General features: G+C 70.1%; 8 protein-coding genes and 1 pseudogene. 6 read left to right on the top strand and 3 right to left on the bottom strand.

Annotation, left to right across the window (positions count from 1 at the left end):
* The first annotated feature begins 7 nt into the window (after positions 1 to 7).
* The 4 genes and pseudogenes from ACE3SG_RS25305 (at position 8) to ACE3SG_RS25290 (ending at position 4,619) form a co-directional block, all read left to right on the top strand.
* A pseudogene (locus ACE3SG_RS25305) lies at positions 8 to 2,254 on the top strand (TonB-dependent receptor plug domain-containing protein).
* A 171-nt stretch (positions 2,255 to 2,425) separates the two neighbouring features.
* Positions 2,426 to 2,929, top strand: coding sequence for a hypothetical protein (locus tag ACE3SG_RS25300; RefSeq protein WP_374569016.1), 504 nt, complete (start codon positions 2,426 to 2,428; stop codon positions 2,927 to 2,929).
* A gap of 146 nt (positions 2,930 to 3,075) precedes the next feature.
* Positions 3,076 to 3,726 (top strand): HAD hydrolase-like protein, encoded by a 651-nt coding sequence (locus tag ACE3SG_RS25295; RefSeq protein WP_374569015.1) that lies wholly within the window; start codon positions 3,076 to 3,078, stop codon positions 3,724 to 3,726.
* The gene (locus ACE3SG_RS25290) at positions 3,723 to 4,619 is read left to right on the top strand and encodes a GNAT family N-acetyltransferase (RefSeq protein ID WP_374569014.1); all 897 of its coding nucleotides are present in this window, start codon (positions 3,723 to 3,725) and stop codon (positions 4,617 to 4,619) included. The genes ACE3SG_RS25295 and ACE3SG_RS25290 overlap by 4 nt, the downstream gene beginning before the upstream one ends.
* A gap of 77 nt (positions 4,620 to 4,696) precedes the next feature.
* Here the strand turns inward: ACE3SG_RS25290 and ACE3SG_RS25285 are convergent, their stop codons facing one another.
* The 3 genes from ACE3SG_RS25285 to cphA (ACE3SG_RS25275) all read right to left on the bottom strand — a co-directional run bounded on the left by ACE3SG_RS25285 (position 4,697) and on the right by cphA (ACE3SG_RS25275) (position 11,905).
* Entirely contained in the window at positions 4,697 to 6,715 is a 2,019-nt protein-coding gene (locus tag ACE3SG_RS25285; RefSeq protein ID WP_374569013.1) for a M13 family metallopeptidase, read from the bottom strand.
* A 366-nt stretch (positions 6,716 to 7,081) separates the two neighbouring features.
* Complete coding sequence (cphA, locus tag ACE3SG_RS25280; protein ID WP_374569012.1) at positions 7,082 to 9,649, bottom strand: cyanophycin synthetase; 2,568 nt, start codon at positions 9,647 to 9,649, stop codon at positions 7,082 to 7,084.
* Positions 9,650 to 9,682: 33 nt separating this feature from the next.
* A complete protein-coding gene (gene cphA / locus ACE3SG_RS25275; RefSeq protein WP_374569011.1) occupies positions 9,683 to 11,905 on the bottom strand; it encodes a cyanophycin synthetase in 2,223 nt (740 codons plus the stop codon).
* A gap of 151 nt (positions 11,906 to 12,056) precedes the next feature.
* On the opposite strand from cphA (ACE3SG_RS25275), the gene ACE3SG_RS25270 reads away from it, so the two are divergent.
* Together ACE3SG_RS25270 and ACE3SG_RS25265 are read left to right on the top strand one after the other, a co-directional pair.
* Entirely contained in the window at positions 12,057 to 14,360 is a 2,304-nt protein-coding gene (locus ACE3SG_RS25270) for an ABC transporter ATP-binding protein (RefSeq protein WP_374569010.1), read from the top strand.
* The gene (locus ACE3SG_RS25265; protein WP_374569009.1) at positions 14,357 to 14,848 is read left to right on the top strand and encodes a DUF1854 domain-containing protein; all 492 of its coding nucleotides are present in this window, start codon (positions 14,357 to 14,359) and stop codon (positions 14,846 to 14,848) included. The genes ACE3SG_RS25270 and ACE3SG_RS25265 overlap by 4 nt, the downstream gene beginning before the upstream one ends.
* Positions 14,849 to 14,970 lie beyond the last annotated feature (122 nt).

Here is a 14,970-nt window from a genome sequence, read left to right as displayed (position 1 = left end):
AACAGGGGTGGATTCAATCGCGGTTCCTTCCACACCCGCTCAGGGTTTTCACGTGCCGAATACCGCTGTCTCGCTGCCTGCCTGCCGTCGCCTGTCCGCCCTGACCACCAGCCTGTTGTGCGCCGCCTTGCCGGCCCACGCCGAACCCGCCGCCGAGGCGGCACCGGCCCAACGGGTCGAGGTGCGTGGTGCGGGTGAACTGCAAGCCCGGCGCGATGCGCTGGAGGCGCGCATCGTCGTCGGCCGCGACGAACTGCTGCGCCAGGGCGACAGCAACCTGGCCGACGCACTGCGCCGCGTGCCGGGCATCACCGTCAGCACCACCGGTGGCCGCGGCGCCGAGATCCGCATGTCGGGGCTGGGCGGCGGCTACACCCAGGTGCTGCTGAACGGCGAGCCGGTGCCGCCCGGCTTCTCGCTCGAAAGCCTGTCGCCTGAGCTGATCGAGCGCGTCGAGGTGTCGCGCAGCCCGAGCGTCGAGCAGAGCGCGCAGGCCATCGCCGGCAGCGTCAACATCGTGTTGCGCCGCAGCGCCCGCACGGCCCAGCGCGACATCAAGCTGGCCGGCGCGCGCGTGCTGGACCGGCCGACCGCCGCGGTCGACGGCAACATCGCCGACCGCGACGGCCCTTGGGCATGGGGGCTGGGCGTGGGGCTGGCCAGTGAAGACCAGGTCTGGCCGATGCGGCTGACGCTGCGCGCCACCGATGCCGGCGACCGGCTGGTGCAGGCCTACACGACCGACAAGCGCGAGTTCGACCGCAGCGACAGCCTGAACCTGACGCCGCGGCTGAGCTATGCGCCCAACGAGCACGACAGCTTCAGCACCGACCACCTGCTGCGCGTGCGCCGCAGCACCGGCGGTGCGCTCGATCGGCGCCACCCGCAGGCCGGCGACGACCCGGTCTTTGGCCGCAACGACCTGTACCTCGTGGCCGACATCTTTCAGTGGCGCGGCCGCCTGAGCTGGACACGCCAGCTCGACGACGGCGCCAAGATCGACGCGAAGCTGGGCGGCACCTACGCGCGGCGCGCGTCCGAGGCCGAGTTCGACGGTTGGGACACCGGCGGCACGCCGATCCGCGACGCACACGTGCACTCGCTGGCGGTCGACCAAGGCGCCAGCGCCGCCGGCAAGTACCGCCGCGCGCTGGGCGAAGCGCACGCGCTGACGCTGGGCTGGGACGGCGAGTACGGCCAGCGCGACGAAGACCGCATCCAACGCGAAAAGCAGCTGCCGCAAGGCCTGCCGGTGGAAAACCTCGACGAGGTCTACCGGGCCCAGGTCACCCGCCTGGCGCTGTTCGCGCAGGACGAGTGGGCGATCGACGCGCAGTGGAACGCCTCGCTCGGCGTGCGCTGAGAAGGTCTGCGCTCGGTCAGTGACGGTAACGTGTTCGATGGTGTGACCCGGCAGAGCGGCGTCTTCAGCCCGGTGCTGCGCACGGTGTGGAAACTGCCCGAGACCAAGGACCAGGTTCGCTTCGGCCTGGCCCGCACCTACAAGGCGCCGACGCCGCGCGAGCTGATGCCGCGCCGCTTCGTCGCCAACGAGAACAGCCCGACCACGCCCGACCTGCAGGGCAACCCGAACCTGCGGCCCGAGCTGGCGTGGGGGCTGGACGCGGCCTACGAGCACTACCTCGGCCCGGCCGGCATGGTCAGCCTGTCGGCCTACGCCAAGCGCATCCAGGACGTGATCCTCGATGAGCTGATCCTCGTGCACGACCCCGACGACGACCAGCCGCACTGGGTGCAGCGGCGCTCGAACCAGGGCGTCGCGCGGGTCTGGGGTGTCGAGCTGGAGACCAAGCTCGACCTGCGCAAGCGCTGGGCCGCGGCGCCGCCGGTCGAGCTGCGCGCGAACCTGGGCTGGAACCAGTCGCGCGTCGACGCGGTGCCCGGCCCGGACAACCGGCTCGCGCGGCAGACGCCGTACACATTGAACCTGGGCGCCGACTGGCGCAGCGACGGCGGCCTGTGGGCGGCGGGCGGCAACTTCAACCTGCAAGGCGGCGGGCCGGTGCGCCAGTCGGCCACGCGCTGGGGCGGCACCCCCACCAAGCGCTTGCTCGATGTCTACGCCTTGTGGAAGCCAGACAGCACGAACCAGTGGCGGCTGGCCTTCAACAACCTGCTGCACCAGGCCGAGGTGACCCCGGCGCGGGTCGAAGCCGACGGCCTCGGCTACCGTCAGACCGAGACACTGCGCACCGGGGTGGCCGTGCGCCTGAGCTGGGAGCACAAGCTGTAGACCCCCTTGGACAGGGGCCCCACGAGTGTGGGACGCATCCCCTGCGAATGAAGGGTGTCGCGTCGCCCGCTTGGTCTCAACAATCCGCCTCGCCTGCCGCATTCGTGTCGGCCGGTGGCGCCAGAAGGGCTTGAAGCCCACCGCGTCCCACCCAGCACATCAGGAGATTCCATGTCGTACCTTGCCAAGCTCTCCCTGGCTGCCGCCGCGGCCGCCTTCGCCTTCAGCGCCTACGCCGGTGGCGAGCCCCCGGGCGTCAACTCTGCCAAGAAGGTCTCGGCTGAAGCGATCAGCACCGCGCACAAGCTGCAGAAGACCTACTTCGACACCGACAGCGCCGCCGTCACGATCAACCCGGGCTTCAACGTCGTCGGCACCCAGCTGACGGTGAACTGCGCCAACACCGCCGGCTGCACGATCGCCGCCGACATGAACGCGCAACTGGGCGCCGTGGCGACCGAGAACGCGGCCGCGATCTGCCTGATGATCGACGGTGGCTACATCAACTGCCCGTTCAACGGCATCATCCGCGCCGGCAGCGGCTTCCAGGTCATGAACTACCAGACCTTCTCCAGCGTCGCGCTGGGCAGCCACACGGTCGAGATGCACGTCTACTCGACCCAGGCGACCACGCTGTACCGTTGGAACAAGGAAATCAAGCTGTATAAGCCTTGAGCCCCCACGGGCCCTTCCGGGCCCTGCCCCCCGAGGGGGCTCGCGCAGCGGACCGGCGAAGCCGGATCCGCGCACGCCACTTGATGGGCGGCGACGCTGCGCGCGCCTGGGGGCAAGTCGAGGCATGACGGGCATACTGCCGGCGCATGCCGCATGACTTCATTCTGTTCGACCTCGATGGCACGCTGAGTGATCCGCAGCTCGGCATTGGCCGCTCGATCAATCACGCGCTCGTGCGCCACGGTTTTGAGCCGTTGGCGGCGGGCGCGGTTTCGCGTTACATCGGGCCGCCGCTGGACGAGAGTTTTCGCGTCATCACCGGGCGTGACGACGACGTCACGATCCTGGCGCTGGTGGCGGCGTACCGTGAGCGTTATGGTGACGTCGGCTACGCCGAGAACCGGCTCTACGACGGCATCCCCGAGGCCTTGGCAGCGCTGGTTGACAGTGGCCTGCCGCTGGGGCTGTGCACCTCGAAGCGGCGCGACTTCGCGTGCAAGATCCTGGCCTTGTTCGGGCTCGATCACCTGTTCCGTTTCGTCGACGGGGGCGAGATCGGCGTGCACAAGTGGCAGCAGATCGAAGCGCTGCGCGCCGCCGGCCGGGTCGGCCCACGCAGCCTGATGGTCGGTGACCGCGCGGTCGACCTGATCGCCGCGCACCGCAACGGCCTGAGCGCCGCCGGCGTGCTGTGGGGCCACGGCAGCCGCGAAGAACTGCAGGCCGAGTCGCCGCGCTACCTGCTCGACGCGCCGGCGCAGATCACGCAGTGGTGCCAGCCGCAGGTGCTGGCATGACGGCGCCGACCGTCCGCCGCCTCGGCCCCGACGATGCCGCAGCCTTCCAGGCGCTGCGCCTGCAGGGGCTGCTCGAATGCCCGTCGGCCTTTGCGTCCAGCCACGCCGAAGAGGTGACGCTGCCGATGGCCACGGTGGCCGAGCGCCTGGCCGGCGACGGGCCGCTGGGTGTCTACGGGGCGTTCGACGCCACGGGCCGCCTGGTCGGCGTGGCCTGCCTGGGACGCGAATCGATGGCCAAGCTGGCGCACAAGGCGGTGCTGTGGGGCATGTATGTCGAGCCGGCTGCGCGCCGGCAAGGCCTGGCCGGCCGGCTGGTGGCCGAGGTGCTGGCCCAGGCGCGGCGCCTGGCGGGCGTGCGCCAGGTGACGCTGGGGGTGGAGTCTGGCAACACCGCGGCGCGTGCGCTCTACGCCTCGCTCGGTTTCGTCGCCTGGGGCACCGAGCCCGCAGCCACATGGGCCGACGGCCGCGCGTTCGATGAAACCTGGATGGTCTGTGCCTTGGCCGAGCCGCCCGCCGCCACCAGCGCAGCGGCTGCCCGTCCGGCGCTGGCGGTGATGATCCACAGCGCCGACCCCGAAGGTGCACGCGCCTGGTACCAGCGCCTGTGGCCGCAGGCGCAAGCCGTGCACGTGGCCGAGCCCCAGCCGTTCGACCTGCTGCTGCACGACGGCGTGCAACTCGAATTCGTGCCCGCCGATGCCAAGGTGGCCAGCGGCGCCGCCGGCTCGGTGGTCTATTGGCCGGTCGACGATTTCGAGGCGATGCGCACGCATGCCGAAGCGCTGGGCGCGCAGCTGTACCGGGGGCCGATGCGCATCGACGCCGGCCGCACCATGGCCCAGTTCAAGGACCCCTGGGGCAACCTGTTCGGCCTGCGCGGGGCCTGAGCGGCCCACGCATCACGCATCCGCATGACTCACTACGCCGACGGGCCCGACCTCACGGCCGGCCCGCCGCGCTGGCATCACCAGATGCGGATGCGATCTTCCGGCGCCTTGAACATCTTGTCGCCCACCTTGGTGCCGAAGGCTTCGTGGAAGCCGTCGTGGTTCACCGCCGCGCCGTTGGCGCGGAATTCGGGCGGTGAGTGCGGGTCGGTCGTCAGCAACTGCATCGCGCGCTCTTCACGCACCTTCTCGCGCCAGGCCTGCGACCAGCCGAGGAAGAAGCGCTGGGTGCCGGTGTAGCCCTCGATCACCGGGGCCGGCTGGCCCTTGAGTGAGCGCTGGTAGGCCTTGTAGGCGATCTGCAGGCCCGACAGGTCGGCGATGTTCTCGCCCAGCGTCAGCTTGCCGTTCAGGTGCTTGCCCGGCAGCGGCTCGTAGCTCTCGTACTGCGCGACCAGCTTGCTGCCGACCGCTTCGAAGGCCTTGCGGTCGTCGTCGGTCCACCAGTTGCGCAGCACGCCTTCGCCGTCGAACTGGCTGCCCTGGTCATCGAAGCCATGGCTGATCTCGTGGCCGATCACCGCGCCGATGGCGCCGTAGTTGACCGCGTCGTCGGCGGCCATGTCGAAGAACGGCGGCTGCAGGATCGCGGCCGGGAAGACGATCTCGTTCAGGCTCGGGTTGTAGTAGGCGTTGACCGTCTGCGGGGTCATGCCCCACTCGGCGCGGTCGACCTTCTTGCCGGCCTTGGCGGCGATGCGGTCCCACTCGAAGCGTGACGAGCGTTGCGCATTGCCCAGCGCGTCACCCGAGCGTACCTCGAGCTTGCTGTAGTCGCGCCACTGGTCGGGGTAGCCGATCTTGGTCATGTACTTGGACAGCTTGTCCTGCGCCTGCGCCTTGGTGGCCGGCGTCATCCAGGCGAGGCCGTCGATCGACTCCTTGTACGAGGCCAGCAGGTTGCCCACCAGCTCTTGCATGCGGGCCTTGTACTCGGGCGGGAAGTGCTTGGCCACGTAGAGCTGGCCGACCGCTTCGCCGAGCGCGCCGTTGACCTCGGTGATGCCTTGCTGCCAGCGCGGCTTCTGCTCCTTGGCGCCGGTCAGCGCAGTGCCGCGGAAGGCGAAGCGCGCGTCGCGGAAGGCCTGGGGCAGCACCGGCGCGGCGTCGTCCAGGCTGTGCAGCTTGAAGTACAGCTTCCAGTCGGCCAGCGGCACCTCGCCGTAGAGCTTGGCGATGGCGGTGGCGGCGCTGGGCTGCGACACCGACAGGCGTTCGACCTGACCCAGATGGGCGGCCTGCAGGAAGGTGGCCCAGTCCAGGCCCGGCGCGGCCTTGGCCAGCTCGGTCACCGTCATCGGGTTGTAGATCTTGACCGGGTTGCGGTTCTCGACCTTGTCCCAGTGCGCTTCGGCGATGCGGTATTCGATCGCCATCACGCGCTTGGCGGCGTCGCTCGGGTCTTTCAGGCCGGCCAGCGTGGCCAGCGTGGTCAGGTAGGTTTCGTAGGCGGCGCGGGCCTTGACGAAGCGCTCTTCTTCCTTCTTCAGGTAGTAGTCGCGGTCAGGCAGGCCCAACCCGCCTTGCCAGGTCAGCGCCTGGTTCATCGTCGGGTTCTTGAAGTCGGCCATCACCCACAGCTGGACCGGCGTCTCGATGCGGCCCTGCACCTTGCCCAGCCAGGTGGCCAGCTCCTTCGGTGTCTTGATCGCGTCGATTTCGGCCAGCGCCGGCTTGATCGGGGCCAGCCCGGCCTTGTCGATGGCCGCGGTGTCCAGGTAGGTGGCGTAGAAGGCGCCGACCTTCTGCTCGACGCTGCCGGGCTTGAGCTGCTGCTTGGCCAGTTCTTCGACGATCGCGCGGGCGCGCTGGTCGGACAGGTCGCGCAGCTGGATGAAGCTGCCGTACTCGGGCTTGTCGGCCGGGATCTCGGTGGTCTTCATCCAGCCGCCGTTGGCGGCGTGGAACAGGTCGTCCTGCGCACGCACGGCAGGGTCGAAGCCCGGGCGGTCCAGGCCCGCCACAGGGGCGGCGGCGAAGCTGGCCGTGGCCAGGTGAACGAGGACGGCGAGCGTCGACAGTCTCAGGGTTTTCATCAGCAGCGGCTTTCCAACAAGCGAAAGGCGCCGGGGATGGCGGCGCCAGGGGCAAACCCGGTGGGCGCCGGTGGGCGCTCGACGGGCGATGGGCACCTTAACTGCAAGCCGTTACCAACGCGATCCGGGAAAGGACGAAGCGACCGATCGGCGGGGTGAAGCGCCGAAAACCCGGATGAAATGCCGACGTGTTGCCGTGGGGCGGTGGCCTGGGCTTTCGACAAGCTCGGGGAAGGGAAGCACCCGCGCCCTGTCAAAGGCGCGCGAAGCGTCGCCGCCCGTCAAGTGGCGTGCGCGGATCCGGCTTGGCCGGTCCGCTGCGCGAGCCCCCTTGGGGGGCAGGGCCCGGAAGGGCCCGTGGGGGCCCTATTCCGCCACCCGTTTGGCCAGGTGCGCCAGCGCCTCTTCGACCTGGTCGACCAACACCAGGCACAGGTCGCCCGGCTCCAGCCGCGCCAGCGCGGTGTCGATGGCGATGAACTCGCCGGTGATCTCCTGGATGTGGCGGGTGCGTTGGGCCCCTTCGAGGCCCTGGCGCAGCAGCGCCAGCACCTCGCCGTCTTCACGGCCACGCTGGCAGGCGTCCTGGTACAGGATCACCTCGTCGAACGCGGTGCCCAGGATCTGCGTCTGCTCGCGGATGTCTTCGTCGCGCCGGTCGCCGGCGCCCGAGATCACGACCGAGCGGCGCTTGGCAGGCATCGCGCTGACCGCGGCCACCAGCGCACGCATCGCGTCCGGGTTGTGGCCGTAGTCGGCGATCAGCGTCGCGCCGCGGTAGTCCATCACGTTGAAGCGGCCGGGCGCGTTGTCGGCGTCGTTGACGAAGCTGGCCAGGCCCGATCGGATCGCGTCCCAGCTCAGCCCCACGCCCCAGGCGGCGGCGATCGCGGCCATCGCGTTGTCGATCTGGAAGCCGATCGTGCCGTGGCGCGTCAGCGGGATGTCGCGCAGCGCGACGAACTCGCGCCAGTTGCCTTCGGCGACGACGATCTGGTCACCCTCGACATAGACGCAGCGCTGGCCCTGCGCGCGGTGCGTGGCCAGCACCGGGTGGTGGCGGTCTTGCGCGAAATAGATGATGCCGCCGGGGCAGGTGGGCGCCATGTTGACGCAGTGGGCGTCGGTCGCGTTCAGCACCGCGTAGCCGGTGGGGGCCACGTTCTGCACGATCACGCGCTTCAACACCGCCAGGTCTTCGACCGTGGTGATGTAGTTCAGGCCCAGGTGGTCGCCGGCGCCGATGTTGGTCACCACCGCGACCTGGCAGCGGTCGTAGCCCAGGCCCTCGCGCAGGATGCCGCCGCGCGCCGTTTCGAACACCGCCGCATCGACCTGCGGGTTCATCAGCACGTTGCGCGCGCTCTTGGGCCCCGAGCAGTCGCCCGAGTCGATCTGGCGGCCGTTGACGTGCACGCCGTCGGTGTTGGTCATGCCCACGCGCAGCCCGCCGGCACCGAACAGGTGAGCGATCAGCCGCGTCGTCGTCGTCTTGCCGTTGGTGCCGGTGACGGCGATGACCGGGATGCGGCCGTCGTCACCCGGCGGGTACAGGTGGTTGATGATGGCTTCGCCAACCGCGCGGCCCTTGCCGTACGACGGCGACAGGTGCATGCGCAGGCCCGGCGCGGCGTTGACCTCGACCACGCCGCCGTGCTGCTCTTCGAGCGGGCGGATGACGGTCTCGCAGACCACGTCGACGCCGCAGATGTCCAGCCCCACCATGCGCGCCGCGGCCACTGCCCGCGCGGCGACCTCGGGGTGCACGTCGTCGGTGACATCAGTCGCGGTGCCGCCGGTCGACAGGTTGGCGTTGTTGCGCAAGACCACGCGCTGGCCCTTGGGCGGGATCGATTCGGGCGTCAGGCCCTGCATCGCCAGCCGCGCGACGGCGATGTCGTCGAAGCGGATCCTGGTCAGCGAGGTGGCGTGGCCGTCGCCGCGCTTGGGGTCGGCGTTGACCTGGTCGACCAGCTGGCGCACGGTGTGCACGCCATCGCCCGACACCTGCGGCGGGTCGCGCCGCGCTGCCGCGATCAGCTTGTTGCCGACCACCAGCATGCGGAAGTCGCTGCCGGGCAGGAACTTCTCGACCATCGGGTGGCCGATCTCCTCGGCCGTCTTGTAGGCGGCCGCCAGCGCTGCGGGGTCGACGATGTTGACCGTGACGCCCTTGCCCTGGTTGCCGTCCTGCGGCTTGCAGACCACCGGCCAGCCGATCTCTTCGGCCGCGGCGACCGCGTCTTCGATGCTGTCGACCGGCCGGCCCAGCGGCACCGGCACACCGGCGGCGCGCAGCAGGGTCTTGCACAGGTCCTTGTCTTGCGCGATCGATTCGGACACCGCGCTGGTCGAGTCGACCTCGGCGGCCCAGATGCGGCGCTGCTTGGCGCCCCAGCCGAACTGCACCAGGCTGCCGCTGGTCAGGCGGCGGAACGGGATGCCGCGGGCCACCGCGGCGTTGACGATCGAGCCGGTCGAGGGGCCCAGGCGGATGTCTTCGTCCAGCTCGCGCAGCGCGTGGATCGTGGCGTCGCCATCGAACGGTGCCACGCCTTCTTCGGCCAGCGCCGAGCGGATCAAGGCCTCGGCCGCTTCGAGCGCCTGGCGGCCGACCTTTTCTTCGCTGTACTCGACGACGACCTGGTACACGCCGGCGTCGACGGTCGCGGTGCAGCGGCTGAAGGTCACCGGGCAGCCGGCCTGCGTCTGCAGCGCCAGCGTCGCGGCTTCGAGCACATGGGCCAGCGAGGCCTCTTCGGGCCGGCGGCGCAGCGCGCCCAGGCCGGGGAACAGGGCGCGCAGCCGGGCCTCGAAGCCGGGCAGCGTGCTCAGCGCCCGCTCGGGCTCGGTGCACGAGACGATCGCCTCGACGGCGGTGTGGCGGCTCCAGAGGTTGGGGCCACGCAGGGTGCGGATGCGGGAGATTTCCATGGGGCGGTCTTGGTGTCGTGGGCGGCGGTGGCGTCAGGCGCGGGTCGGGCCGAGGTCGAAGGTTTCGACGCCGGCGGCGATCAGCTCGGGCGAGATGCCGAAGGCCCAGGCTGCGGCCACGGCGGCCAGCAGCGCCTCGGACAGTGGCGCGATCTCGGCCGGGTCGCCATGGCCGTGGCGTTGCAGGATGCCGTGCAGATCGGGCCCGGCATGTTCGCTGGCGCCGGTCATCAGCATCACGCGGCCGTTGCGCAGGATCGCCGCGCGGCCGCCGTCCAGGCTGTGGTCGCGCAGCAGCTGCGGGTCATCGCCGCCGCCGTCGACCGCGTAGTACAGCACCTCGCCGTCGCTCAGGTCGGCCAGCTCGGTGATGCGCGGGTCGTTGGCGTTCAGCACCGCGACGCCGTCGTCCAGCACCACGTCGATCTGCGTGCGCAGCACCTTGTAGAGCTGGTCGGACTCGCTGATGTCGTGCCGCTTCAGGTCGTGCGCGCCGTCGAAATCGGTCACCACGCCGACATGGCAGCGGTCGTACGGCAGGCCTTCGTCGAGGATCAGCGCCGGGCCGTTCTCGAACACCGCGGCCTGTGCGTCGCGGTTCATCAGCAGGCGGTGGCTGGCCTCCCAGTAGGCCGCGCTCTTGGCGACCGCCGGCTCGGTGCGGCGCTGGCCGACGAACAGGCCGTCTCGGCAGGCCAGCGCCGTGTGGCGGCCCGACAGGTGCACCAGCCAGGCGATCGCACGGGCGATCACGTGGGTGTTGCGGGTGCCGGCCACGCCGACGATCGGGATGCGGCCCGGGTGCGCGTCATGTTCGTCGCTCGGGAACAGCTGTTCGACGATCGCCTGGCCGACCGGGCGTGGCTTGCCGACGGCCGGCTTCAGGTGGCTCAGCAGGCCGGGGCCGGCGTTGACCTCGACCACCGCGCCGCCTTGCTCGTGCAGCGGGCGGCCGATGTCTTCGGCCACCACGTCGATGCCGGCGATGTCGAGCCCCACGGCCTGCGCGGCCAGCGACACGTAGTGGTCGACCTCGGGGTGGACATCGTCGGTGCAGTCGATCGCGACATTGCCGTTGCGCTGCACCAGCACGCGCTTGCCGGCCGGCGGCACCGAATCGGGCGTCAGGCCCTGGCGCTGCAGGTCGAGCAGCATCACGCCGTCTTCACGCGGGTTCAGCCGGTTCAGCGGGTGGTCTTCGGTGGTGCCGCGGCGCGGGTCGTTGTTGATCTGCTGGTCGACCAGGTCGGCCACGTTGTGCTGGCCGTCGCCGGTGATCCAGGCGGTTTCGCCGCGCGCCGCGGCGACGACGCGGCCGCCGACCACCAGCAGGCGGTGCTCCTGGCCGGGGATGAAGCGCTCGACCATCACCTCGCTGCCGTGGCGCGCGGCCACCTCGTAGGCGGCGTGCACGTCGGCTTCCTGCGTCAGGTCGAGCGTCACGCCGCGGCCGTGGTTGCCGTCGGTCGGCTTGACGACCACCGGCTGGTCGAAGTCTTGTGCCGCGCGCCAGGCATCGGCCGGGCTGGTGACGATCTCACCTTCGGGCACCGGCACGCCGCAGGCGGTCAGCAGGCTCTTGGTCAGGTCCTTGTCGCAGGCGATGGTCTCGGCGATCGCGCCGGTCAGGTCGGTCTCGGCCGTCCAGATGCGGCGCTGGCGGGCGCCGTAGCCCAGTTGCACCAGGTTGCCGTCGTTCAGGCGGATGTGCGGGATGCGGCGGTCGGTGGCGGCGGCAACGATGCAGGCGGTGGAGGGGCCGAGGTAGCAGTCGTCGATCGCGTCGCGCACCTTGGCGACCGCGGCGGTCACGTCGAACGGCTTGTCGTTGATCGCCGCCATCAGCAGCGCATGGCCCTCGGCCAGCGCCGTGCGGCCGACCTGTTCGTTGCGCGAACGGAACACCATGCGGTAGACGCCGTGCTGGCTGGTGCTGCGGGTCTGGCCGAAGCCGGTTGGCATGCCGGCCAGGTTCAGCAGCTCGATCACGCAGTGTTCCAGCACGTGGCCGGCCCAGGTGCCCTCACGCAGGCGCTGCAGGAAGCCGCCGCGTTCGCCCACGCCGCAGTGGTGCTCGGCCAACGCCGGCAGCAGCGTCAGCAGCCGGTCAGTGAAGCCGGGCAGCTTGTCGGACGGATGGTCTTCGAGCTCGCCCAGGTCGAGCCAGACTTCGAGCACCGAGCGGTAGGTCCAGATATTGGGGCCGCGCAGGTAGGTGATGCGCTGGAGCTGGATGTCGTTCTTCTGGGCGGTCATGGATGGGATTGCAGATGGGGCAGGCCGGGGAGCGCAAGTTGCCAACCGTTGCGCGAAGAGCGAATTTTGCGCCCGCCGCGCCCTGAGGGCTGCCTGGGGCTGGCACGGGGGAGGCGGCCGCCGCGCTTTCAAGGAAAATGCCGCGCTCAGCATGCAACACCCACAAAACACCCCGGCTGCCCCTGAGGCAGCGCCCCTGGCTGCCGGGGACAACGTGCTCGCCAGCCTCCAGGTTGACCTCGACGAGGGCCTGCACTTTTCCACCGGCCAGCTGGTGCTCAGCGAGCGTGCATTGTTGGCGCGCCTGGGGCCGGCCGGCAGCTGGCAGCGCCACGAGCTGGCGCCCGGCCTGACGCTGCGCCACCACGACCACGCGGGCGTCGGCACGCTGGAACTGGCCGACGAGCACCGGCTGATCGCCCGCTGGCGTTTCACGCTGGGGGTGAATGTCCAGGCGCTGCGGCTGGTCAAGCGTTTCGAACAGTTGCAACAAGCCCGCGCCCTGGGCGTGGCACCCGAGGGCGACGACCCGACCCGCTGCCCGACCTGCCGCGCCCCGCTGCCGCCCGACAGCGACGAGTGCCCGATGTGCACCCGCGAGCTGACCGAGCCGCCATCGACCTGGGTGCTGCTGCGGCTGTGGCGCTTTGCCAGGCCCTACCAGTGGAAGCTGCTGGCCGGTTTCCTGCTGACGCTGGCCTCGACCGGTGCGCACCTGGTGCCGCCTTACCTGACCATTCCGCTGATGGACGAGGTGCTGATCCCGTTCCAGAACGGGCAGAAGATCGATCCGAACTACGTGATGCTGCTGCTGTTGGGCCTGCTGGGCTCGGCGCTGGTGGCCTGGAGCCTGGGCTGGGCGCGGACCTGGCTGCTGGCGATCGTCTCTGAGCGTATCGCGGCCGACCTGCGCGTGGGCGCGTTCGAGCACCTGCTGCAGCTGTCGCTCGACTACTTTGGCGCCAAGCGCACCGGCGATCTGATGAGCCGGATTGGCTCCGAAACGGATCGGATTTCAGTGTTCCTGTCGCTGCATGCGCTCGATTTCGCGACCGACGTGCTGCTGCTGGGCATGACCTCGGCGATCCTGTTCTCGATCAACCCGTGGCTGGCGCTGGTGACCTTGCTGCCGCTGCCGTTCATCGCCTGGATGATCCACATGGTGCGCGACCGCCTGCGCACCGGCTTCGAGAAGATCGACCGCGTCTGGGGCGACGTGACCAACGTGCTGGCCGACACCATCCCCGGCATCCGGGTGGTCAAGGCCTTTGCACAGGAGGCGCGCGAGGCCGGGCGCTTTCGCGACGCCAACAAGCAGAACCTGGTCGTCAACGACCGGCTGAACAAGACCTGGAGCCTGTTCGGGCCGACCGTGTCGCTGCTGACCGACATCGGCCTGCTGGTCGTCTGGGGCTTCGGCATCTGGCAGGTCAGCAAGGGCCAGATCACCGTCGGTGTGCTGACCGCGTTCATCGCCTACATCGGCCGCTTCTACGGCCGGCTCGACTCGATGAGCCGCATCGTCTCGGTCACGCAAAAGGCCGCTGCCGGTGCCAAGCGCATCTTCGACATCCTCGACCATGTCTCGAACGTGCCCGAACCGGCCAACCCGGTGCGGCTGACCGAGCTGCCCGGCGGCGCGCTGCAGGGCGGCGTGACGATGGACGGCATCGGCTTTCGCTACGGCAACCGCTCGGTGATCCGCGGGCTGAACCTCGAGATCAAGCCGGGCGAGATGATCGGCCTGGTCGGCCACAGCGGCTCGGGCAAGAGCACGCTGGTCAACCTGATCTGCCGCTTCTACGACGTGACCGATGGCCGCATCCTGGTCGACGGGGTCGACATCCGGCGCTTCGCGGTGTCCGACTACCGGCGCCACATCGGCCTGGTGCTGCAAGAGCCTTTCCTGTTCTTCGGCACCGTGGCCGAGAACATCGCCTACGGCAAGCCCGAAGCGACCCGCGACGAGATCGTCGCCGCCGCACGCGCTGCGCACGCGCACGAGTTCATCCTGCGGCTGCCGCAGGGCTACGACTCGCTGGTCGGCGAGCGGGGCCAGGGTCTGTCGGGCGGCGAGCGCCAGCGCATCTCGATCGCCCGTGCGCTGCTGATCGACCCGCGCCTGCTGATCCTCGACGAGGCCACCTCGGCGGTCGACACCGAGACCGAGAAAGAGATCCAGAAGGCGCTCGACAACCTGGTCAAGGGCCGCACCACGATCGCGATCGCGCACCGCTTGTCGACGCTGCGCAAGGCTGACCGGCTGGTCGTGATGGACCGCGGCGAGGTGGTCGAGGTCGGCCCGCACGACGAGCTGATGGCCCGGCAGGGCGCCTACTGGCGGCTGTACGAAGCCCAGGCCCGCAAGGCCGAGGCCGAGGGCAGCGACCACGACGCGGTGCTGATCGCCAGCACCTTGCCGCAGCCGTCGGCGCATGTGGAGGTGACCCCATGAGTGCCACCGGATCGGACATGGCGACCTTTCAGCTGGCGCGCGACGCGCTGGGCCGGCTGGTCTTCACCGGGGCCGACGGGGCCGTGCACGAGGGCGTCACGCCGGTGCGCGCCTTCCCGATCGGCGCACCAGACGACGGCCTGTCGCTGGTCAGCGCCGAGGGCCGCGAGCTGGCCTGGGTGCCGCGCCTGGCGGCTCTGCCGCCGGCCCTGCGCACGCTGCTGAGCGAAGAGCTGGCCAGCCGCGAGTTCACGCCCGAGATCAAGCGCCTGCTGGCGGTGTCGACCTTCTCCACCCCCAGCACCTGGGACGTCGACACCGACCGCGGCCCGACCCAGCTGGTGCTGAAAGGCGAAGAAGACATCCGCCGCCTGCCGGGCAGCCGCGCCGCGCTGCTGATCACCAGCGGCCACGGCATCGTCTTCAAGGTGCCGGACCTGCTGGCGCTGGACCGGCACTCGAAGCGGCTGCTCGAACGATTCCTCTGACCCCGGTCGGGATGCGTGCCAGAGAGGCTATGTTCCAGGCTCGCGCAGAAGCCTTGTTCCAGGCGCGCGCAGCGCCGCCGTCCGTCAAGTGGCGTGCGCGGATCCAGCTTTGCTGGTCCGCT

It is taken from the genome of Ideonella sp., from assembly GCF_041914305.1.
Lineage (GTDB): Bacteria > Pseudomonadota > Gammaproteobacteria > Burkholderiales > Burkholderiaceae_C > Ideonella.
This window is presented reverse-complemented; position numbering and strand designations above follow the sequence as displayed.

Excerpts from the sequence above, each read along its gene's own strand:
- ACE3SG_RS25300 (WP_374569016.1), top strand. The coding sequence starts at position 2,426 with ATGTCGTACCTTGCCAAGCTCTCCCTGGCTGCCGCCGCGGCCGCCTTC.
- ACE3SG_RS25295 (WP_374569015.1), top strand. The coding sequence starts at position 3,076 with ATGCCGCATGACTTCATTCTGTTCGACCTCGATGGCACGCTGAGTGAT.
- ACE3SG_RS25290 (WP_374569014.1), top strand. The coding sequence starts at position 3,723 with ATGACGGCGCCGACCGTCCGCCGCCTCGGCCCCGACGATGCCGCAGCC.
- ACE3SG_RS25285 (WP_374569013.1), bottom strand. The coding sequence starts at position 6,715 with ATGAAAACCCTGAGACTGTCGACGCTCGCCGTCCTCGTTCACCTGGCC.
- cphA (WP_374569012.1), bottom strand. The coding sequence starts at position 9,649 with ATGGAAATCTCCCGCATCCGCACCCTGCGTGGCCCCAACCTCTGGAGC.
- cphA (WP_374569011.1), bottom strand. The coding sequence starts at position 11,905 with ATGACCGCCCAGAAGAACGACATCCAGCTCCAGCGCATCACCTACCTG.
- ACE3SG_RS25270 (WP_374569010.1), top strand. The coding sequence starts at position 12,057 with ATGCAACACCCACAAAACACCCCGGCTGCCCCTGAGGCAGCGCCCCTG.
- ACE3SG_RS25265 (WP_374569009.1), top strand. The coding sequence starts at position 14,357 with ATGAGTGCCACCGGATCGGACATGGCGACCTTTCAGCTGGCGCGCGAC.